Origin of the sequence: Photobacterium sp. SP02, from assembly GCF_038519165.1 — a bacterium.
Classification (GTDB): Bacteria; Pseudomonadota; Gammaproteobacteria; order Enterobacterales; family Vibrionaceae; genus Photobacterium; species Photobacterium halotolerans.
Window position 1 is genome coordinate 1 of record NZ_JASJOJ010000063.1, and the last position, 22,212, is coordinate 22,212.

The following is a 22,212-nucleotide window of genomic DNA, read 5'->3' on the forward strand; positions in this document are numbered from 1 at the left end:
TTTCGGGTTTTTTCCCCTGTTGCTTGCCGTAACTGGGAGCTAACTTGACGTGGAGCGCAACATGCAAATGGAAACGCATGCATTTTTGACTGCACTGTTTAATCGTGCAGTAAAACAGGCCCTGCCCGGTGAAACCCTGAAACACTATTTACCTGAAGACAGAACAGGTAAAGCGGTGGTAATAGGGGCGGGTAAAGCCGCCGCCTCAATGGCCAGAGCACTGGAAAGTGTCTGGGAAGGTGAATTGGAAGGTCTGGTCGTGACTCGTTATGGTCACACCGCAGAATGCCAGAAGATCGAAGTGATCGAAGCCGCTCACCCGGTGCCGGATGATGCCGGCCGCGAAGTGGCAGAACGCATCCTGAACCTGGTTGCCGGGCTCAACGAAAAGGATCTCGTGATCTGTCTCTTGTCTGGTGGCGGATCGGCCTTACTGAGTTTGCCTGCTCCCGGCATTACCTTCTCGCAAAAGCAGCAAATCAACAAAGCTTTGCTGAAATCCGGGGCGGCCATTGATGAAATGAACTGTGTACGCAAGCACCTCTCTGCCATTAAAGGCGGAAGGCTGGCTAAGGCCGTTGCACCGGCACAGCTGATTACACTGGCCATTTCGGACGTACCCGGCGATGAGGCAACGGTGATTGCTTCAGGCCCGACGGTGGCTGATCCCACCACAAGTAAAGATGCCTTAGACATATTGAACCGCTATCAGGTGAGCGTACCCGACTCAGTCACTGAGTGGTTACACAGCCCTGAATCTGAAACGGTCAAACCGGGCGATGTCTGTCTGGAGCGGGCCAGGTTCGAGCTGATCGCCAGCCCTCAGCTGTCACTGGAAGCGGCAGCCGAAGAGGCCAGCCAATGGGGTATCCCGGCGCATATTCTGAGTGATTGCATTGAAGGTGAATCTCGCGATGTCGCCAAGGTACATGCTGCACTGGCGAAACAGATTGCCGACCGCGAACAGCCGTTCACCACGCCGTGCGTATTGCTGTCTGGTGGTGAAACCACAGTGACAGTCCGGGGTGAGGGACGTGGCGGGCGTAACAGTGAGTTCTTGCTGAGTCTTTATCATGAACTGCAGGGCCATCCGCAGATCTTCGCACTGGCCGCCGATACCGATGGTATTGACGGGGTAGAAGATAATGCCGGTGCGGTACTGAACCCGCAGAGTTATCACCAGGGACAGGCTCTGGAACTCAATAGCCAGGACTATCTGGACAACAATGATGGATACACTTTCTTCAAACAATTGGATTCATTGTTAACAACCGGTCCAACACTGACGAATGTAAATGATTTTCGCGCCATTCTGATTCTTCCGAAGGAGGAATCCGGTAACTGAATAACTCCTTGAGTTATGTTGTAAGTTGTAAGAGGCAACGGTAGGCACAGTTTTCTTTGTCCTTGGAGACTGTGTGCCCTTTGGGAATAGTGTCAGCGGCACTATTCCTTTTTTTTATTGTTATTTCATCACTTACCGTCATTTCCGCGCAGGCGAAAATCCAGTCAGCCAACATAAAACCCATGATTGATTCAGCAGAAAGGGTCTGGCAGAACCGTTCAGTCTGCAGCCTGGTGGTATACGATAGTTTGTGATTTTTTGATGCAAGATCTCAGTGAGCAAAGCACACCAAGAAAAGATGAATACAGGTGGAAATGAGTCAGAGCAGGCTAAAAAGAGGAATGGGTGGGAGCGTGCAGCACCAACTTATACAATACCGAACTGAACGCGTAGGCTGCATGCCCCACTGAGAACAGTATAGGGCATGATGTGATTGTATACAATGTTGTTCTTTATTTTGCGTTAAATTGTTTACGATTTATCTTCGCTTTAACACAACATCAGAAAAGACAGCGTGGAGGTCACTGCTAATGGCTTCATCATCAAGGGCTAACTTGGCATTGATGTGGCCCAGGTGACTGCGCATCAGCGACACCGCTTTCTCTGTTTCACCCGCTTCAATGGCGTCCAGCAGCTGGTTATGTTCATCAAAGGAGCATTGACCACGGTTGCCGACTTCATACAGTGCAATGATCAGAGAAGTTTGCGACACAATACTGCGCTGGAAAGAAAGCAAAGGAGGGTTATTGGCCATGCTGGCCAGCTGGATATGGAATTCACCGGAAAGGCGGATACCCCGGCCCACATCACCTTGGTCAAAAGCCGCATGCTCATCTTTAACCAGTTCACGTAATTTAGCGACTTGTTCGCTGGTCGCATGTTCAACGGCCAGCTCGGTAATGGCGAGCTCCAGTACTTCACGCGCTTTCAGTACCTGCCGGGCTTCTTCAACATTAGGCGCAGCGACAATGGCACCACGGTTCGGGCGAATTTTAACAATCTGCTCGACAGACAGGCGAAGCAAGGCACGGCGGATAATGGTTCGGCTGACACCGAAAATTTCACCCAGTGCTTCTTCATTAAGCTTGGTGTTGGGTGGCAGGCGCTGTTCCAGGATGGCATCAAAAATGTGTCCGTAGACAATATCATCCTGGGTAAGTGTCGGACCCACAGTGGGTGATTTCTTTAACGTTGACTTTTTTTTCACTGGCGTGGTCACTACTTCTCTCCTAAAGCTTCTCCAGCTGCCCCGTTATTGTATGCAATTAACGCAAAAAAGCGAATTAACTTTTCAGAGTAAAATAAATAATCATATTTTATCCGGCTCGCTTGTACTCTTGAATCGCGATTAATCAGGGAAAAATGAAACAGAGTGGATAACCGCGTCCTGATGGCGACTCTTTGACGGTGCGAAACTATTGAGTGCTAGCCCGGTTCTGACTGAATAAATCGGCAAATTTCGGATAAGCCTCGGAGGCTGTTTTTTGAATAAATTCAATGGGCATGTCATCAAAACAACCGTGGTATTTTACATACTCCATGTGTTGGCTACCATCTTTTGTCGCGGAATGGAGAATGGCGTCATGTTTACCGTCAAATTCCAGTGGTTCAACGTTAAACTTCTCGCACAAAGCACGATCGAATACAGGCGTCACTTTCACCCAGCCCTGATTCAGCCAGATTTCTGCATAGCCATGCAAAGCGAAATAGTCTGTTCCCAGCCATTCGACCAATGCCGGCGTTGATAAGTGATTGATCACATCCGCGAGACCAAGACGGGCGGGGATACCATGTTGACGGCACAGTGCGACCATAAGTGCCGCTTTTGGGATGCAATATGCCTGGTTTTTCTGAAAGCAATAGCTGGCTTTCAGACTGGGCAGGCCATCTTGCAGCGTGTAGGGATTGTAAACAATCTCATCGCGAACCAGATAATAAATACTGATGGCTTTCTCGGCCGCTGTGTTACCTGTCACTTGCTGACTGAAGTTTTGGATAGCCGGGTGATGAAAATCGAAGTAGTCGGTAGCGCTCAATTGCTCTTCCATGTTAAGAGATCCTTGTGTTGTTATTAACTAGCAGGTTAGAGTCTAAGCTCTATCTTGGCGAGCGATACGGGACGGTTTTGTGCGAGAGCTTGAGGTAATTCACATCAATGCCGGCATACACAGATGGCCTGTGGACCCTATCCTATCCTTAATATGGCTGCGACCTGCCAGAACCTTGTTCTGTCGTGAGATCGCAGCATTGCACCGTGATGACCAGCGGTTGGCCTGATCTGAGATCGGATGTAAGGGTGTGAGTATGGTATTAAAGCGACGGATTAACCGTACACTTCAGTTGCTGTTAAGCGATCTGTCAGATCGTGCTCTTGCCAACGCGAGCCAGTGGCGGGCAGGTTTGGGGGAGTTTGTTGAAACCGGTTTGCCGCCGGTGCCCAGCGATCTGGTGATCGCCACCATGAACGGTGTGATGGGGGATGCGCTTGAAGAGCGCAAAAGCCGGTTAGCCCAGAGAATGGCATTCAGCAGCGGTATGCAGCCGCTGAGCCTGGATCCTATTAGGCTGGCCGGGCAATTGCCGCTGCCGCAGCCCCGGATTGTGATTTGTGTACATGGCTGGTGTATGAATGACAGCCAATGGCAACGTAAGCCCCATGACCATGGACGAAATTTGGCGAAGTTTGGCTATACCCCTGTTTATCTGCGTTACAACACCGGGCGCCACATTTCATCCAATGGTGAAGATTTCGCTTTATTGCTAGAGCAGCTGATTGCCGCCTGGCCCTGTCCGGTGCAGGAAATTGTCATTATTGCCCACAGTATGGGCGGGCTGGTCAGCAGGAGTGCATGCTTTTATGCCGCCAGACATCAGGTGAGCTGGCTAAATCAGCTGACCACACTGATTACGCTGGGCACCCCGCATAACGGTGCGCCCTTGGCGAAACTGGCCAGCTGGGCTGAAACCCGGATTGCGGCGGTGCCTTACTTGCAGTCCGTGGTTAACCTGACCCGGCTGCGCAGCGCCGGCAGTAAAGATCTCAGCCTGGGAACCATCTGCCATTCCGACTGGCAACGTGAGCCACCGCCGCCTTACCCGCTTCGTCCTCCCTTACCTGACGGGGTGGCCTGTTACGCTGTCGCCAGCTGTCTGAGCAAACAAACCCAGGATGAAAGAAGCCGCCGTATCGGTGATGGCCTGGTGCCGGTCGCGAGTGCGTTGGGAGAAGGGGATGAGCAGCAGCTGGCAGTGGGTTTTCCGGACGTCAATCAGTGTGTTATTGGCAGTGTGAACCATATGGGGCTGCTCACACATCCCTTCGTTGCCAGAAAAATAGAACAGTGGGTTCTGGCAAACAGCGGATAACCATTAAGCAGATTATTTTATGGTGAGAAACTGTAAAATTTATCCATGATTTTTTTTTCTCTTTCCCATTCAATCAATGATTTGTGACTCGCAAGGTGAGTGTCTATAAAGCCTCAACGCTAGGCTAATACGGACTCATCGCATGGATCTCGACACTATGCTTGATAGCCTGCACACGCAGGGTTGGTGTGTGTGGGACGATTTTCTTTCTGCAAACGAAATATCGGCATTGTTGCAATGCTTACCCTCTGAATGGTCACAAGCTGGCATTGGGCGTCAGGATGCCCATACGCATGTGGCGTCTATCCGAAGCGATAAGATTCATTGGCTGAAAGAAGAGATGGGCCAGCCGGTTCATCGCTATCTGGATAAGATGGAGGAGATCCGTCAGGCGGCTAACCGCTACCTTTATCTGGGCCTGTTTGAATACGAGGCGCATTTTGCCAAGTACGAGCAGGGGGATTTCTATAAAAAGCATCGTGATAGTTTTCGAGGTAAAGCCAACCGTATTCTCACCACTGTGTTGTATCTGAACGATCAGGACTGGCAGGAAACGGATGGCGGAGAGCTGGTGATCTACCATGATGATGAGAGCTTTCTGACAAAGCTGGTGCCTAAAGGCGGGCGCCTGGTGATGTTTTTATCTGAAGACTTTCCTCATGAGGTGCTGCCAGCGCACCGCCCGCGTTTCAGTATTGCGGGTTGGTTCCGGCTCAATGGCGTGAGCGCGGGAAGTCTGGATATCGCGGTATAAGCCGCTTTTATCCTGCCAGTCGATTGAATTCGGGCCAGCAAGTACGCTGGCCCGAATGTTGTTATCTTCCCTAAACGGCCACCGGTGGCGATTGCTTAGTGACCTGCCACGACGTAAAAGTAGTAAATCATTGAGATGGCAATGAGATACACAGACCAGTGATCTTCTTTATAGCGGTTTGTGGCCAGTTTCAGGAATGCATAAACGACCATGGCTGCTGCAATACCGTTACCCGAATTAAAGCTAAAGATGGTCATGGCGACACAGACAAATGCTGGCAGATACTGTGTGATGTCATCGTAGTTTACTTTTCGCATCGAAGACATCATGGCAAAACCGATATAAATCAGCACAGGGGCGGTCGCTGCTGTCGGGATCAGTGTCACCAGCGGTGAAATGAACAGGGTCAGAACAAACAAAGCTGCCGTGAATACCGCGGTCAAACCGGTACGGCCACCTGCCTCGACGCCGGCAGAGCTTTCCAGATACGTGGTCAGTACCGGACACGAGAACAACGAGCCAAAGGTAGTCGCACAAGAATCGACGTGGAAGTTCTTCTCAATACCCGGCAGGTTACCGTCTTTATCCAGATAGCCTGCCTGCGCACCGACACCCAGCAAGGTGCCCAGAGTTGAGAAGAAATCCGGAATAAAAAAGGCCAGCAGGAAAGGCAGATACTGCGGTGACAGGGCGCCGGCGATATCAAGCTGAAACAGCAGATCATCAACGCCGCCCGGCATGGCAAACATATGGGTCGGTAATTGGGTCACACCGAGTGGAATGCCCACCAGAGTGGTGATCAGCACCGCCAGAATAATACCGCCACGGGTTTTGCGGGCCACGAAAAACAGCACCAGGAAAAATCCGAAAAAGGCCAGCAGGGCGTCGGTCGATGCCAGATCGCCAAAAATCAGCACATTTTTCTTGGCATTGGCGACCACTATCCCCGCCTGCTTGAGACCAAGTAGAGCGATAAACAGCCCGATGCCGACCCCGACAGACACTTTAATGCTCGGCGGTATGATGCGGACGATGAAATTTCTGATCCCCAAGAAAGAAACCAGCATAAACAGCACACCGCTGATAAAAACGATGCCGGAGGCAACCGGCAGCGGGACGCCGCCGCCCAGCAGAGTGAAGGAGAAAATCGCCACACTGCCCAGGCCCGGCGCCAGAATAAACGGCCGGTTGGTATAAATCGCCATCGCCAGGGTGGTGAGTATTGTCATGATGACAGTCACCGTCATCGCCGAGGCAAAGGGAATCCCGCCTTTGCTCAGCATGCCGGGCACTACAGCCACCACATAGGCCATAGTGGCGAAGGTCGTGAATCCGGCGATAAACTCCGTTTTGATATCCGTGCCATTTTCTTGCAGTTTGAAAAAGTCCTTTATACGTTCCATTTATTTCTTTCCGTTATGTTCACGTCGATACAGAATTAATTCTTTGGTGCTTAGTGCCGGCTGATAGTCCAGCTGTGCAAACAATTCATCAAAGCAGCGGCTCCATTCTTTCGCCCACTGTGTAATCTGTGCTGTGGGCAGCCAGCTTGCGTAGAGGCTGTTCAGCATCATGGTTTTCAGGCTGTACACATCGAAACCGAAATCCTCAACCATCACCTGATAACACTTGCTGGTGTTGGTATCGTGCATGTGCCAGTCGTCGGTGCAGGGGATAATGTTCAGACCGGCTTCTGCCATGGCACGTATCGGATGCTTTACCCGCCATTCGTCATGCTTCGGCCATTGCTGCAGAAAATAGGTGTTGGACGGCACCACGGTAAAAGGTATACCCAGCGCCGCGTATTTCGCTGTGAGTTGCGGGTTATTGATGATGCTGTAGCCATGGTCAATCCGATCAACACCGATGAGTTCGATACCGGTTTCGACATTGCGCCAGTGCAGGCCAAACTCAGAGCAATGCGCTGTCAGTTTGTATCCGTGTCTCGCCGCCAGCCGGTATGCCTTCCAGAAGTGTTCAACCGGGGCCTGATGCTCTTTGTAATCGATCCCTATTCCCAGCACATAAGGGTGCGGGTGGGCAATCATGGCCTCCACCATGGCAACGGCGGCTTCAGGGGATTTTTCGCGGTTGATGGAGGGGATCAGACGTATGGTGATATCAAACACCTGCTGGCAATGATCTATGGTGCGCACCAGCGCATCATTGACGTCGGCATAGGGCAAAGCCACATCGGACGGATTCCAGAAGGTTTCAATGTATTTGACGCCGCTGTGGTGGGCATCTTCTGCGACTTCAAACAGCACTCTTTCATAATCGGCGGTTTCCTGCATCAACTGATACAGGAATGTCAGGGCCGCAATCCCGCCTTTGCGCGGGCCGCCAGGCGTCTGGTAGGCGCGATAGTAGCTTTTGGCCTCGGCTTCCGGAAGATCAACCTGGTACTTGCGGGCAAGGTCTAGCATGGTGCTCAGCCGTACCCCGCCCAGCAAGTGATAATGAATATCGGCTTTGGGCAGGCGGCGAATAAATTCAGGTAAAGTCAGGGTAGTCACGTATCCATACTCAATCTGCTACATCGGTTGAGAAGCAGTTTGGGGAGAAGGGCGAACATTGTGAAATGCTGTTTTCGGTATGTTGATGCTGAATCTGCATCAATGTATCAAATAGCATTGCCGGATTAGTCGGCCGGCAAGAGTTGCCAGCCAGCTTCGGCCTGTTGTTGCAGGTATTGCCAGAATGCTTCGGCAATATCAGGCAGCCGGGCCTGATTACGGTACAGCCGGATTTTGTACGGAATACGCCAGACATCAGGGCTGAGGCGGACCAAACGCTGGTCTTTTAATTCCTCGGCGATTAAGCAATCGGGCAACCAGGCCACGCCTTTACCCCGGAGCGCCATGTCTTTATGCAACTGGCACATCGATGACTCAAACACCGGATGGCAGGGAAAATTAGCCGGTTGCCCGAGGGCGTTTTCGATCAGCCGGGCCGTGTAACTTTCGGGAGAATAGCGTAATAAGGGCGTAAGCTTGTCCGGACCGGGTGTAAAGACGGGTTTGCCCTGTTGATCGGTCGCGGAGACCAAATAGAAGTGACCTTCGCCAATGGCAATATTCTGAAACGGCGGCTGATGCAAGGCCAGTGCATCGAAGGCAAACAGAAAATCACTGCGCCCTTCGGTTAACGACTCAATAGCATAATCCAGCCTGAGTACGTCAACACTGTATTCGAGACTGAGTTCCTGACTGGCGAAGTCCATCAGGTTCATTAAGGTGGGGGAGGCCAGCGAATGCGGCGTTGCAATACGAAGCGGTGTAAAAACCGGCCGCGGGTGGCTGCTTAACTGAGACAGGCCAAGATCGAGCTGCATCAGCAGATTGCGGGCCAGAGAATGGAATTGCTTGCCTGCCTGAGTGAGGCTGATCGGTGTTGTGCTTCTGTCAATCAGCTGCACGCCAACGGCCTCTTCCAGAGATTTGATATGGCGTCCGAACGCGGGCTGAGTAATGTGCCGGGCTTTGGCCGCACGGGAAAAGTTTCGGACTTCACAAAGCACGATAAAGTCTTCCAACCATTTAGTATCAAGATTCATCGACAATCACTTCACTGCAAACCACACATAATGGACCGGATATTATCACAGGAAATGCCGCCCACTGGCCCGACGGCCAGAATAACGCACTGCAACAGACGAATTAGTGTTACCTGTCCGGCTACGGTAAGATTGGGGGAAATCTTACTGGTGAAGCGTTAAGAAGGGCAGGCAATATGCAAGATGATGAGATCATGACAGGTGAAATGCTGGTGGAAACAGTTGAAAATCAACTGGCTGAAGGCAATCCGATTAAAGTAAAAGAAACTCTGATGCGCCTTGTCATGACAGGGACACCAAGGGAAGAAGCCATTGAGATGATTGCTTGTGCCTTGTCTATTGAAGTGTTTGATGTGGTGAAAAATGACGGTGAATTTAACCTGAAGCGCTACTCCGACAATCTCGATGCCTTACCCGACATGGATTGGGAGATTGAAGACTGATATTGCACTTACGTCAGATTTTCCACGCCACCTTAAGGGTGGCGTTCTTATTTATCCCCGCTGAAATCCTTATCCATAGTGATAAATCTCCCTGAACAGCCAAGCTGCTGGGTAAAACCCAGCATTTTATATGGCTGAAACGAAACTGCCAGCATCTCTGCATTTATTTCAGTAATGAAGATTATCAGTAAGGTCAAAAATGCTTTAACTGGCTTTGTATTTAGACTTTAAGCCTGCGAAATGGTCTTGAAACTAGTTCCAAGGGCTAATTATTGGTGTTTTCTTGACCTTTTGTAGTGTGATGATCGTCATAAACAGAGTGATGTGCTGTCAAATCTGTCATGACTGGTTTCATTTGTTGCTTTTAGGTTAAAAAACGGTGACACATTTCAAATGTATTCCATTATTGTTTTCACAACCTCTGACAAGCCGCAAGGAAACTTACAATGATTATTGGTGTACCAAAGGAAATTAAAGTTCATGAATACCGCGTAGGCATGGTGCCAGCTTCCGTCAACGAAGCGGTTGCCCATGGCCACACTGTGTATGTTGAAACGCAAGCTGGTGTAGGTATTGGTTTCAGCGATCAGGACTACATTGACGCCGGTGCAAAAATTCTGCCGACCGCCGCTGATGTGTTTGCAGAAGCTGAAATGATTGTGAAGGTTAAAGAACCTCAGGCAGTAGAGCGTGCCATGCTGCGTGAAGGTCAGATTCTGTTTACCTACCTGCACCTGGCACCGGATCCAGAACAGACCAAAGATCTGGTGGACAGTAAAGCGGTATGTATTGCGTACGAAACCGTGACGGATGATTTCGGCCGCTTGCCTCTTCTGGCGCCTATGTCTGAAGTGGCCGGTCGTATGTCGATTCAGGCGGGTGCTTTCGCGCTGGAAAAATCTCGCGGCGGCAGCGGTATGCTGCTGGCTGGTGTTCCCGGTGTTGAACCTGCGAAAGTGGTGATTATCGGTGGTGGTGTCGTGGGTGCGAACGCCGCTCAGATGGCTGTCGGCCTGCGTGCGAACGTCGTTGTTCTGGATCGTAGCATTGATGTGCTGCGCAAACTGGACGCGCAGTTTGAAGGCAAGGTTCAGTGCGTGTACTCAACCAAAGACGCGATTGAAAAGCATGTACTGGAAGCTGATCTGGTCATCGGTGGTGTGCTGGTGGCGGGTGCCGCTGCGCCTAAGCTGGTCACAGCTGAGATGGTGAAGAAGATGAAACCTGGCTCTGCGATTGTGGATGTGGCCATTGACCAGGGCGGTTGTGTTGAAACCTCTCATGCGACGACCCACAGCGAGCCGACTTTCATTGTGGATGATGTGGTTCACTATTGCGTCGCCAACATGCCTGGCGCTGTTGCCCGCACGTCTACTTTTGCCCTCAATAACGTGACATTGCCGTATATCCTGAAACTGGCAAACAAAGGATACAAAGCGGCGCTGCAGGAAGACAAACACCTGCTGAACGGCTTGAACGTTTACCGTGGTCAAATTACTTGTCACGAAGTATCAACAGCCTTGGATCTGCCATTCGTCGAGGCTGCCAAAGCGCTGGCCTGATTCAACTAAATGTTTGATGATAGTTTTTAAATCCCTGCTTCGTCAGGGATTTTTTTATGACCAATTAAAGTGTACGCAAATACGATGACTGACGGTGGATAACATGGCTGTTAATCACCGGGATATTAAAAGTGAATTACAGCGTGTAAACGCTCGCGGGGGAAGTCAATTAAATCTGTCTTTTATGTCTTAAAAACCTGTCATATAAAATGCGTTAGCCAATGAAAATGAGATCATCCTAACAACTCTGATTGTCAGACATTAAATTGATAATACTCTGACAAAACAAAAAGCCCTTATGAGAACATAAGGGCAAGAAATAAAATGAATCAATCAGGTTAAATTACGCGCGAGCGTATATGACGCTGCCACCTTTAATGGTGTCGATGATCTTCTTGGAAAGATTGGCAGGCAGAGCAGGGCAACCCCAGCTGCGGCCTAAATAACCATGGCGTCGAATAAAATCTTCAGACGCATAGGGAGCGCCGTGAACAACAATATAACGGCGACGCGCATTGTCATTGAGGCCTTTTGTCAGCCCGTCAAGACGCAGTGAGTAGCCATTGCCTCCAAAGTAGGTGGTATCTGTCAGAAAGGTACCCAGCGAGGTTTGGCGCGAATTGACGATATTTGAAAAGTGCTTTGCAACCACACCGCCACTGTTGACGCCGTGTGTCACGTAAGTGTGATATAGCAGTTTATTTCTTTTCAGATCGATAACAAAAAAACGCTTTTCAGTCGATGGCTTACTGTAGTCAATAATCGTCAGTAATTGTTTTTTTCGTGTCTTGGTATTGTAATAAGCATTATAACCATTTTTAAATACTTCGAAGTCTAGCTTTCCTTGCAAACCCGCCTGTTCATAAACATATTTAACAATGATTTCAGGATTCTGAGTTTGTTGTGAAAGTGGTCCCTTAATTGTGCTTGCTGATGCATACTGTGGTAAATAACAAAACAGCAAAATGAATAGGTAGATGGCTTGTTTCATTTCCTTGTTTACACTCTTTTAATTAGTTGGTGCCAGTGACGATAGGACTCTACCATAGGAATTGAATTTTTTTAGCCCTTGTATTGAAAGGGTTAAGTTAAAATTATCCCATCACCAAAGTGTTTAAATTTTTTATGGTTATATATTTATCAATATAAAACAGCGCATTAGAATATGAACATTGTTTAATCGAAAATTAGTCTCAACATGTCAGTTTTTTTTACATTTTTAGTAAACTGCCACTTCAGACACGATTAATATTCTGTTTTAGAAAAGAAAAATAATAGGGATATTACAGAAACATCAAATAATCACTCATTTGTCTGTTTGTTCTGATTTTGAGCTTGATATCGCATTTTTATGATAGAAAATAATATCTTGGGTTAAAAAATGAACAATGTTGCTGCATAAAAAAGCGGGCTAGATTGCCCGCTTTGGTTAACAACTTAAGAATGACTTATGGTTTTGTTACTGAACAGTACAGACGGTATCCCAACTGCCGTCGCTGCCCGGTACCGAGTTTGTCCACCATTTAGCCTGGTAAACCACGCCATTGTAGATGATCTGGTCGCCACCGGCCGCATGGCTTGGGTTGCCGGCCCAGTCAGTTTGTGGCCAGTTAGGGTAGGTATTCACACCAGTGGTGACACAATCACCGTTATTGCCATCGCCGCCACCATTGTCGCCGCCGCCGTTACTCAAATCTGCAATTGGCAGGTCAGGTTGTTCGAATGCCAGAGCATAGTCAGTATTATTGACACGTACGCTGTAGTTCGCCGGACCAGAAATAGGCAGGAAGTAGTTCAGGGTCAGCTCAAAGCTCTCATTGTTACCTAACTGCTTCCAGCTTGGCAGAGTGAACGCGACACGGTGGAAGTTGCCGTCCAGGCCGCCAATGTTGTCGCCTCGGGTGTGGCCAGAAGCAATGACCTGCAGATTGGCACCTGATTGATCCGACATGTTATCCGGTGTTGAGGTTGGAATGTCGAACTGGAACTCAGTGCCGCCAGGCAGGGCCTGACCTGTTTTATTGGTCAATGTCATGGTTGGATTGAGCGGGTAGTTCTGATCGCCCACTTTGAACCCGGTGACAGACACGTCGATATCGACCGCTTCTGTCGGAATCGCGCCTTCGGCAAGGGTATTGCCATAAGGTGTCGCAGTGGCAAATTTGTCATGGATGGCCTTGGTCATGGTGTCGCCCATGTGGTATTCACCGTTGCCTGTCTTACAGGCGTTTTCGGTCGGGTCCACTGTAGTGCGGTTACCGTTGGCATCCAGGTTGTAACAGCTGTAGTCACCGGCCAGTTCCCAGAACATGATACCGCCGATACCCTGCTCAATCACATAGTCTGCCTTGGTGTTGATTGATTCTTTATCTTCGGTCGACAGGAAGACTTTCTTGTCTGCGTTCCACAGCCAGGGGGCAACAGAGACACTGTCGTAGTGGCGGGTATAAGTGCCGGTCAGCGCGTCCTGCGGATCGTTCACCGGATCTAAGCCATAGGCTGCGGTATAGCTGCCGTAAACCCCGTTTGCCAGGTTCATGGCATGCCACATAGGGTTTGAACCTGCGCCCATTTCATTGCCGTTAGCGTCTTTGTCGTGCCACATGTTATCGATACCGATGGCACCATAACCGCAATTACTGGTACCTGCACCGGTACCGGTTGGGCAATCGCTCTGGTTCGGCAGCGCCGCCTTACCCCAAAGTCCGTTGGTTCCGCCTGTGACGCCTTGCCAGCCACGGGTATAATAAGGCACGCCAATGTTGATTCGGCCCGCAGGCATTGAGCCGCGGAAATAATGGTAAGCCCAGTCAGTGTTCAGATAACCGGTTTTTTTGTACTGAGCTGTACCGTAGACATTACCGGCTTCCAGCTCCGCATCCAGGCCGCTGTCGAACAGTGAGGCGTTATGACCCACGTAGTCGTTCCATGCGCCGTGCAGGTCGTAGCTCATGATGTTGACATAGTCGAGGTACTTAGTGACCGACATGGTTTCCATACCGCGCAGCAGATAGCCGGATGAAGGTGCGGCAATGGTCAGCATATAGTGGTGCCCGTCTTGTGCACTGGCCTGATCCAGTTTTTCACGCAGCACTTTCATCAGCTCGTGGTAAGACTTCATTAAATGAGGGCGCATTGCATCGGAGTAAGCGAAGTCATCCGGGTTACCTGCACCTTGCATACTGGTGGGGTATTCGTAGTCGATGTCCAGGCCGTCAAACTTGTACTGGCGCATCATGGCCACAGCAGAGTCAGCAAAAGTCTGGATGCCCTGATGATTGATACTGCCGTCTGCATTGGTTGTCATGGTATAGAAACCGCCGTCAGCGACACGGTTGCCGTTGTCATCAAAGTGACCCCCGGTTTCCGCCCACCCACCGATGGAAATCAGTGTTTTGACATTATGCTGAGCTTTGGCTGTTGCCAGCGCACCGAAGTGGCCTTTAAAGCCGAGTGCCGGGTCTATCTCAACCCCGGGCCATTCTTTCCCGACCGCCGGGTTGTCCGGGTTGTTAACATCGCCGATGTTGACTTTGCCGTCAGAACCTATGCTGACGAAGGCGTAGTTAATATGAGTCAGGCTGTCCCAGGGAATATCATTGACCAAGTAGCTGCTTTGCGGGTCGTTACCGCTGCGCCAGCTGGTAAAGTAGCCGATCACGCGGCGCGGGTGGTCTGCGCCCATTTTTTCGCGGCCATCCTGATCATACACAGTACAGTAGGGCACAGTCACACCCGGTGTTTGATACAAGCCGTCCGGGCGGCAATTAGCAGCTGCCTGGGCCTGAAAGCTCAGCATGCAGGCTGCGCTGAGAGTCGCGAGAGCAAAGCCCTGCTTAGCGCGCTTGCGCTTCATATTTAGCTTTAGCATGAATGGTTCCTTAGTGAAAAAATCAAATAATAAAATAAGTAACTGACTTATATTTAGCCGTAAAATTACTATAGGTTTTTCACTGGAACTCCGAGATTTTTTGTTAATAATTTGATCTAATATCACATAAAAATAGTGATGTTCTGTAACAATTCCTTCATTATTTTGCGGTGACAATCAAATGATTGGCTTAATTGTCCTGATGAAATAAATCATTTAATCAATAGATTAGTGCTCTGTCACCTGTACACCTGTGCAGCCTATAGAGTATAAAGTGGTGCTTTGGAATTACTTTCAGGATCAGAAATGGATATCACCTTATTCCACGCCGCATTGCTCATCGGTACAGGGTTTCTTGCCGGCATCATCAATACCCTGGCTGGCGGTGGCTCAAATTTAACTTTGCCTGCCTTGATGGTGATGGGCATGCCAGCAGAAGTGGCGAATGCGACCAACCGGCTGGGTGTTGTTTTACAGGCCGTGACCGCAGTGCTGGGCTTTAAACGGCATGGAAAATTAGAGTTAAGTGATACCGGCCCCATTATGATACCCACATTGATCGGTGGTCTGGTTGGTGCCGGGGCTGCGGCTTACGCGCCGTCTGAGTGGATCAAGCCCTTACTGCTGGGCACCATGCTGCTGATGGCGTTCATCATTTTGGTCAAGCCTGCCGTGGTGGCACCTGAGCCCGGCAGCCTGGCGAGAAAAGTGGCAGATACGCCCAGCTCCTGGTGGGGATTAGGGCTGGCTGGCTTTTATGGCGGTTTTGTTCAGGCGGGAGTGGGGTTTGTGTTGCTGGCGGCACTGGCGGGTACCTTACGCTATGACCTGGTACGGGCGAATGCATTAAAAATGCTATGCACCCTGATGTTTACTGTGGTTGCCCTTGGCCTGTTTATTTACGAAGGTCTGGTGCTCTGGATGCCGGGTCTGATCCTGGCGGCCGGAACTATCGTTGGAACCCATCTGGCGGTGAAGTTTGCCATTAAAGCGACAGCAAAAACATTGAAGTGGTTTTTGTTTTTAATGACATTGTGCGGTTGTATTGCTGCGATGCTGAACTAAGTTGTGGAAAATAATTAAATTATTGCTGTAATTTTGTTAATTTAATTAACATTAATTGTGTGTTATTTTTTGCCTAAATAAAGCTTGTACTGTTCTTCTGTTATTGTTCGAACAGCTAACAAATTATATTTGCTATTCTTAATGAAAGCTCGCTATTAGCCATGTAAATAATATGGTTAATGGCGGGCTTTTTGTCATTATGGTCACAATTTGGCCATGATTCCAAATGCTAGATCTAAAGTTTCATTTTTAGTGAGTGTTAACTTAACAGCGAAAGTGGCAAAATATTTCAGTTGTAACAAAATGTGAGGGGGTGTAACCGTAAGTGAAATCAAGTGAATATGTGTGAACTGTTTGGTGAATCAGTTAGCGCTTGTACGAGCACAAAAGTGATTCACTATTGTTAATAGGGACATATAACAACTTGATTTTACGTAAAAGAAAATGATTCAGATCAAAATAATAACTCATGTAGTCATTAAAAAGTGCTACTAGCTGTTGGTGACGACTTTTGCCCAAAAAGCTGAGAGAGAACATGAAAACCTCAAGATATAAGAACATCTTGTCGGGTGGGTTTGTATTTTTTATAAGCCTCTTCCTTTCAGGATGTCAATTTGCGCTGCTTGATCCCAAGGGACAAATTGGTGCTGCAGAAAAAGATTTGATAATCACATCAGTGCTACTGATGTTGGTTGTCGTTATTCCCGTTATTCTGATGACCTTCTATTTTTCATTTAAATATCGTGAATCGAATACGGGTGAAAAGTATACACCTGAGTGGGCTCATTCAACCAAAATAGAACTGGTTGTCTGGACTGTGCCAATTATTATCATCGCCATTTTGGGCACTATTACCTGGCAGTCTACTCACGCGCTGGATCCAAGAAAGCCAATCGAAAGTTCAGTAAAACCAATGACGATTGAAGTGGTTTCGCTGGATTGGAAATGGCTGTTTATCTATCCGGATCAGCACATTGCAACGATCAACGAAGTGGCCTTCCCGAAAGATGTGCCGGTTGAGTTTCGTGTGACGTCCAACAGCGTGATGAACTCCTTCTTCATTCCACAGCTGGGCAGCCAGATTTACGCCATGGCAGGCATGCTGACCAAGGTCAATCTGATTGCTGATGAAGCGGGTGTTTACGATGGTATTTCAGCGAGCTACAGCGGCCACGGTTTCTCTGGCATGAAGTTCAAAGCACTGGCGATGCCAGACCAGGCAAGTTTTGATGAGTGGGTGCAGAAAGCTCAGGCATCAAGCGACAAGCTGGTCACGCTGAAGGACTTCGAGACCATTGCGGAGCCAAGTGAGAATGCACCAGTGAGTTATTACTCCAATGTGCCTTCAAGCATGCTCACAACCATACTGAATCAATTCGAAGGCTCGTTGATGTGCACAATCACGCCATCAAATTCCACTGAGCAAACATTCTAGGACATATTATGTTTGGACGATTAACACTGGACGCCATACCGTTCCATGAGCCAATTCTCATGATAACGATGGCGATCATCATGCTAGGCGGCGCGGCTCTGGTAGGCGGTATTACCTACCTGGGTAAATGGCGTTACCTCTGGACAGAGTGGTTCACTACTGTCGATCACAAAAAAATCGGTGTGATGTATATCATCGTCGCCTTTGTCATGATGATGCGCGGTTTTGCCGATGCCATCATGATGCGCAGTCAGCAAGTGCTGTCTGCCGCGGGTGAAACCGGCTATCTGCCGCCACATCACTACGATCAGATTTTCTCTGCGCACGGCGTAATCATGATCTTCTTCATGGCGATGCCTTTCATCATTGGTTTGATGAACATTGTTATTCCGTTGCAGATCGGTGCGCGTGACGTTGCATTCCCGTTCCTGAACTCCCTGAGCTTCTGGTTGTTCGTGGTGGGTGTGGTGCTGATCAACCTGTCGCTGTTTGTCGGTGAGTTCGCGCAAACAGGCTGGCTGGCGTATCCGCCGCTGTCGGGCAAGGAATACAGTCCCGGGGTAGGGGTAGACTACTGGATATGGGCACTGCAGATATCCGGTATCGGTACCACGTTATCGGGCGTTAACTTCTTTACGACCATCATGCGTTTGCGTACACCGTCTATGCCGCTGATGAAAATGCCTGTGTTCACCTGGGCGTCACTGTGTGCCAACGTACTGATCATTATTTCGTTCCCGATCCTGACAGTGACCATTGCACTGCTGACGCTGGACCGTTACCTGGGTACGCACTTCTTCACCAATGACATGGGTGGCGACATGATGATGTACGTCAACCTGATTTGGGCCTGGGGTCACCCTGAAGTCTACATTCTGGTGCTGCCGGTATTCGGTGTGTTCTCAGAAGTGGTCGCGACTTTCTCGCGTAAGAAACTGTTTGGCTACACCTCGCTGGTGTGGGCGACGGTTGTGATCACCATTCTGGCCTTCGTGGTCTGGCTGCACCACTTCTTCACTATGGGTGCCGGCGCGAACGTGAATGCCTTCTTCGGTATCGCCACTATGGTTATCTCCATACCAACCGGTGTGAAGATCTTCAACTGGCTGTTCACTATGTACCGTGGCCGCATTAAGTTCACGACCCCTATGCTGTGGACTGTCGGTTTCATGATCACCTTTACCATAGGTGGTATGACGGGTGTGCTGCTTGCGGTACCGGCTGCGAACTTTGTCCTGCATAACAGTCTGTTCCTGATTGCACACTTCCATAACGTGATTATCGGCGGTGTGGTATTTGGCTGCTTTGCCGGCTTTGCGTACTGGTTCCCGAAAGCCACCGGCTACATGCTGGATGAGAAATGGGGTAAACGTGCCTTCTGGTTCTGGATTACCGGTTTCTTCGTGGCCTTTATGCCGCTCTATATTCTGGGCTTCATGGGGATGACCCGTCGTCTGAGCCAGCACATTGAACCTCAGTACTTCCCAATGCTGGCGATTGCCGCCTTCGGTGCAGTGCTGATTCTGTGCGGCATCCTGTGTCAGATCATGCAGCTGTACGTGACCTTCCGTGATCGTGAAGCGCTGCGTGACGTGACCGGCGACCCTTGGGGTGGCCGTACCCTGGAGTGGGCGACCTCATCGCCACCGCCGTTCTACAACTTTGCCCATTTGCCTGAAGGTAATGAACTGGATGCGCACTGGTATCAGAAAGAACGTGGTGAAACCCATCAGTCGAGTGATTATCAGCCCATCCATATGCCGAAAAATACCGGCACTGGTGTGATTATTTCTGCGTATGCACTGGTATTTGGCTTTGGTCTGATCTGGTACATCTGGTGGCTGGTCGCTATCGGTGTGGTCGGCATGATCGGCACTTGGATCAAGCACAGCTTCAATGAAGACGTGGATTACTACGTGACAGTTGAAGAAGTGACAGCGATCGAAGAAGCACATAAAGCCCGTGTTGCAGGCGCAAGTACTAAACCTGCCACCAATAACGACGACGAAGATGAGATGGAGGTCGAATATGCAAACTAATGCTATCGATCATCACGAGCACGACGAACACCATCACGACATAGGTGAAACCAAGCTGCTGGGCTTCTGGATTTACCTGATGAGCGACTGCATTTTGTTCGCAACGCTGTTTGCTACCTACGCCGTATTGTTTAGCAATACGGCAGGCGGTCCGAGTGGGAAAGATATCTTCGAGCTGCCGTTTGTGTTTACCGAAACTATGATGCTGCTGTTCAGTAGTATCACCTTTGGCTTCGGTATGATTGCCATGAAACGCAAAGACATTGGTGGTCTGAAGCGTTGGATGTACGTGACCTTCCTGCTGGGCTTCGGCTTTGTGGCGATGGAAGTGTACGAGTTCCACCACCTGATTGAAGAGGGCTTTGGCCCGGATCGCAGCGCGTTCCTGTCTTCCTTCTTTACCCTGGTGGCGACTCACGGTCTGCACGTTACTGCCGGTCTGATCTGGATGGTGGTGTGCATGATTCAGCTCAATACCAAAGGCCTGAACGAGATGATGGAAACCCGTTTCCAGTGTCTGAGCCTGTTCTGGCACTTCCTGGATATCGTGTGGATCTGCGTGTTTACCATAGTCTACCTGTTGGGAGTATTGTAATGGCGAATCAACCGCATCAAACCGGTTACGGTGATTACATCAAAGGATTCATTGCGTCATTAATCCTGACCATTATTCCTTTCTACTTTGCGGCGACCAAAAGCCTGCCGACCACAACCACAGTCATGATCCTGGTGGCCTGTGCTGTGGTTCAGCTGGTGGTCCATCTGGTGTATTTCCTGCACCTGGATCGCTCTGAGAAAGGCATGTGGAACTCAATGTCCTTTGTGTTTACGGCAGTTATCGTCCTGATTCTGATTGCGGGTTCAGTCTGGATCATGGTCAATCTGCACGAAAACATGCTGCTGTAATTCGGATGACGATAATGATCAAAGGATACATTTCCATTACCAAACCTGGGATCATCATCGGTAACCTCATCTCTGTGCTGGCCGGATATTTTCTGGCCGCTAAGACGGAGGGGCTGAACGGGCCCCTCCTTATTTACACATTGTTGGGTGTTGCTCTTGTGATCGCTTCCGGTTGCGTGATCAACAATATTTTTGACCGGGATATTGATCAGAAGATGTCCCGTACCCAAAGCCGTTTACTGGCCAAAGGGGCAATCAATGCAGACGCCGCCTTTGTGTACGCGGTTGTGTTGCTGCTGTCAGGTACAGCTGTGCTGTATCAGAAAGCCAACCCGCTTTCGGCGGTCGTTGTGCTGCTGGGGTTTGTTTTTTACGTCTTTTTTTACACCATGTGGTACAAGCGACATTCGGTGTACGGCACGCTGGTGGGCAGTGTGTCAGGCGCCGTTCCGCCACTGGTGGGGTATCTGGCGGTGACCAACTACATCAGCCTGGAAGCCATGTTGCTGTTTATCATGTTCTGCCTGTGGCAAATGCCGCATTCCTATGCGATTGCCATGTTCCGCATGCAGGACTACAAGAATGCTGAGATACCTGTGTTGCCTGTGGTTGAAGGCATTCACAAAGCTCGCCGTCATATGATGGCCTATGTGGCTGCGTTTACCCTTGTGGCGCTGGCGATGTTTGGCTTAGGTTTCAGCGGTTATGAATATTTACTGGTGACGTCGGGTGTGTGCCTGTGGTGGTGCATCGTCACTTTCCGTCCTCTGAGCGAGGACACCTATGTACAGTGGTCAAAATCAGTATTTAAGACATCACTGTTTGTGGTAACCGGAATCAGCTGCGTGCTGGGCCTGGAATTGATCCCGTTGATATGACGGCAGGCGGTTAATCACAATTTACCGATTCAACACTCTCTTGGCTAACAACTTAAATTAGCTACTTTTGTTCCGGTTTGGGTTTTTCCTGCCTCGATACTATCTCCATCGAGTCAGAGAAAAACCTTTTTTTTTGCCTAATACCCGTCCTACTTGAAGCCGCAGCGGTGTTGGCTGCGTGCATTCACCCCAATCACATAGTTAACTATGCTCATGGGGATTCATTTACTTGCCGCCTACCTGCGACTCCAAGTCGTTTGGGTATTGCTCGATGACGACAACTGTTATTTCACGTAGCAGGCAAAACCTTTGAGGTAGAAACCTTCCGGATACGCAGAGTCGAGCGGGTGATCCGCCGCCTGGCTGAATCGCTCAATAAACTGCACTTCACGTTTGGCATCCAGCGCCGCATCAGCAACAATTTTCTGGAACAGGTTGCTGTCCATCAGACCAGAACAGGAATACGTCAGCAGCGTGCCGCCCGGTTTCAGGATCTGCATCGCCAGCATATTAATGTCTTTGTAACCCCGGCAGGCGCCCACCAGTTGTGCTTTGGATTCAGCAAACTTTGGCGGGTCCATGATCACCACATCAAACAGCTCACCACGTTCGCGGTACTCGCGCAGCAGTTTAAACACATCGGCATTGACGAATTCTGCGTTATCGATTGGCAGACCGTTGATTTCAGCATTTTGACGTGCCGTATCCAGCGCAGGCTGAGAAACGTCAACATTGATGACTTTGTCGGCACCGCCTTTGAGTGCATACAAGCCGAAACCGCCGGTATAGCAGAAACAGTTCAGCACCCGTTTGCCTTTCACGTACTTGATGGCTGCCTGGCGGCTGTCTCGCTGATCCAGATAGAAGCCGGTTTTGTGGCCGCCAACGATATCGACGTGAATTTTAATGCCGTTTTCTTCAATGGTGACAATCGCCGGCTCTGGCATAGCGGATGCCAGCAGTAAACAGCGCCGGATTACGGTTGATGTGGG

Annotated in this window: 18 protein-coding genes and 1 pseudogene; 11 read left to right on the forward strand and 8 right to left on the reverse strand. The window is 49.6% G+C overall.

The window, feature by feature from the left end:
- The first annotated feature begins 61 nt into the window (after positions 1 to 61).
- A complete protein-coding gene (locus P0Y67_RS19110) occupies positions 62 to 1,345 on the forward strand; it encodes a glycerate kinase type-2 family protein (RefSeq protein ID WP_342393161.1) in 1,284 nt (427 codons plus the stop codon).
- Between the two features lie 478 nt (positions 1,346 to 1,823).
- Here P0Y67_RS19110 and P0Y67_RS19115 read toward each other — a convergent pair whose 3' ends face one another.
- Positions 1,824 to 2,516 (reverse strand): GntR family transcriptional regulator, encoded by a 693-nt coding sequence (locus P0Y67_RS19115; RefSeq protein ID WP_342393162.1) that lies wholly within the window; start codon positions 2,514 to 2,516, stop codon positions 1,824 to 1,826.
- Between the two features lie 244 nt (positions 2,517 to 2,760).
- On the reverse strand, positions 2,761 to 3,393 hold the full coding sequence (locus P0Y67_RS19120) for a transglutaminase-like domain-containing protein (RefSeq protein WP_342393163.1): 633 nt from the start codon (positions 3,391 to 3,393) through the stop codon (positions 2,761 to 2,763).
- 256 nt (positions 3,394 to 3,649) lie between these two features.
- Here P0Y67_RS19120 and P0Y67_RS19125 point away from each other — a divergent pair, with 256 nt between their 5' ends.
- Positions 3,650 to 4,711 carry a lipase family alpha/beta hydrolase gene (locus tag P0Y67_RS19125; protein ID WP_342393164.1) on the forward strand — a complete coding sequence of 354 codons (1,062 nt, stop codon included), beginning with the start codon at positions 3,650 to 3,652 and terminating at the stop codon, positions 4,709 to 4,711.
- Positions 4,712 to 4,853: 142 nt separating this feature from the next.
- Positions 4,854 to 5,465: a 2OG-Fe(II) oxygenase gene (locus P0Y67_RS19130; protein ID WP_342393165.1), complete on the forward strand. Its 612-nt coding sequence runs from the start codon at positions 4,854 to 4,856 to the stop codon at positions 5,463 to 5,465.
- A gap of 95 nt (positions 5,466 to 5,560) precedes the next feature.
- Here P0Y67_RS19130 and P0Y67_RS19135 read toward each other — a convergent pair whose 3' ends face one another.
- The 3 genes from P0Y67_RS19135 to P0Y67_RS19145 form a co-directional block, all read right to left on the reverse strand.
- The gene (locus P0Y67_RS19135; protein WP_161458496.1) at positions 5,561 to 6,868 is read right to left on the reverse strand and encodes an NCS2 family permease; all 1,308 of its coding nucleotides are present in this window, start codon (positions 6,866 to 6,868) and stop codon (positions 5,561 to 5,563) included.
- Complete coding sequence (locus P0Y67_RS19140) at positions 6,869 to 7,981, reverse strand: adenosine deaminase family protein (protein WP_342393166.1); 1,113 nt, start codon at positions 7,979 to 7,981, stop codon at positions 6,869 to 6,871. It lies immediately after the preceding gene.
- A 125-nt stretch (positions 7,982 to 8,106) separates the two neighbouring features.
- Positions 8,107 to 9,021: a LysR substrate-binding domain-containing protein gene (locus P0Y67_RS19145; protein WP_342393167.1), complete on the reverse strand. Its 915-nt coding sequence runs from the start codon at positions 9,019 to 9,021 to the stop codon at positions 8,107 to 8,109.
- A gap of 176 nt (positions 9,022 to 9,197) precedes the next feature.
- Here P0Y67_RS19145 and P0Y67_RS19150 point away from each other — a divergent pair, with 176 nt between their 5' ends.
- Positions 9,198 to 9,464, forward strand: coding sequence for a hypothetical protein (locus tag P0Y67_RS19150; protein WP_027252412.1), 267 nt, complete (start codon positions 9,198 to 9,200; stop codon positions 9,462 to 9,464).
- Between the two features lie 446 nt (positions 9,465 to 9,910).
- On the forward strand, positions 9,911 to 11,026 hold the full coding sequence (gene ald / locus P0Y67_RS19155; protein ID WP_027252411.1) for an alanine dehydrogenase: 1,116 nt from the start codon (positions 9,911 to 9,913) through the stop codon (positions 11,024 to 11,026).
- Positions 11,027 to 11,369: 343 nt separating this feature from the next.
- On the opposite strand, the gene P0Y67_RS19160 is transcribed toward ald, so the two are convergent.
- Positions 11,370 to 12,017, reverse strand: coding sequence for a murein L,D-transpeptidase catalytic domain family protein (locus P0Y67_RS19160; RefSeq protein ID WP_337113363.1), 648 nt, complete (start codon positions 12,015 to 12,017; stop codon positions 11,370 to 11,372).
- A 468-nt stretch (positions 12,018 to 12,485) separates the two neighbouring features.
- Positions 12,486 to 14,795 (reverse strand): annotated as a pseudogene (locus P0Y67_RS19165) (chitinase C-terminal domain-containing protein); the annotation flags it as partial.
- 408 nt (positions 14,796 to 15,203) lie between these two features.
- Between P0Y67_RS19165 and P0Y67_RS19170 the strand changes: the two are divergent.
- From P0Y67_RS19170 to cyoE, 6 genes are all read left to right on the forward strand, one after another.
- Positions 15,204 to 15,962, forward strand: a complete 759-nt coding sequence (locus P0Y67_RS19170; protein ID WP_027252409.1) for a sulfite exporter TauE/SafE family protein — start codon at positions 15,204 to 15,206, stop codon at positions 15,960 to 15,962.
- Between the two features lie 535 nt (positions 15,963 to 16,497).
- On the forward strand, positions 16,498 to 17,397 hold the full coding sequence (gene cyoA / locus P0Y67_RS19175; RefSeq protein ID WP_192016508.1) for a ubiquinol oxidase subunit II: 900 nt from the start codon (positions 16,498 to 16,500) through the stop codon (positions 17,395 to 17,397).
- Positions 17,398 to 17,405: 8 nt separating this feature from the next.
- Complete coding sequence (gene cyoB, locus P0Y67_RS19180; RefSeq protein ID WP_342393168.1) at positions 17,406 to 19,436, forward strand: cytochrome o ubiquinol oxidase subunit I; 2,031 nt, start codon at positions 17,406 to 17,408, stop codon at positions 19,434 to 19,436.
- A complete protein-coding gene (cyoC, locus tag P0Y67_RS19185; protein WP_342393169.1) occupies positions 19,426 to 20,031 on the forward strand; it encodes a cytochrome o ubiquinol oxidase subunit III in 606 nt (201 codons plus the stop codon). The genes cyoB and cyoC overlap by 11 nt, the downstream gene beginning before the upstream one ends.
- Positions 20,031 to 20,342: a cytochrome o ubiquinol oxidase subunit IV gene (gene cyoD / locus P0Y67_RS19190; protein WP_120510650.1), complete on the forward strand. Its 312-nt coding sequence runs from the start codon at positions 20,031 to 20,033 to the stop codon at positions 20,340 to 20,342. The genes cyoC and cyoD overlap by 1 nt, the downstream gene beginning before the upstream one ends.
- A 14-nt stretch (positions 20,343 to 20,356) precedes the next feature.
- Positions 20,357 to 21,220 carry a heme o synthase gene (gene cyoE / locus P0Y67_RS19195; protein WP_161446425.1) on the forward strand — a complete coding sequence of 288 codons (864 nt, stop codon included), beginning with the start codon at positions 20,357 to 20,359 and terminating at the stop codon, positions 21,218 to 21,220.
- Positions 21,221 to 21,504: 284 nt separating this feature from the next.
- Here the strand turns inward: cyoE and P0Y67_RS19200 are convergent.
- On the reverse strand, positions 21,505 to 22,212 hold a 708-nt coding region (locus P0Y67_RS19200), incomplete at its 5' end, for a class I SAM-dependent methyltransferase (RefSeq protein WP_342393170.1).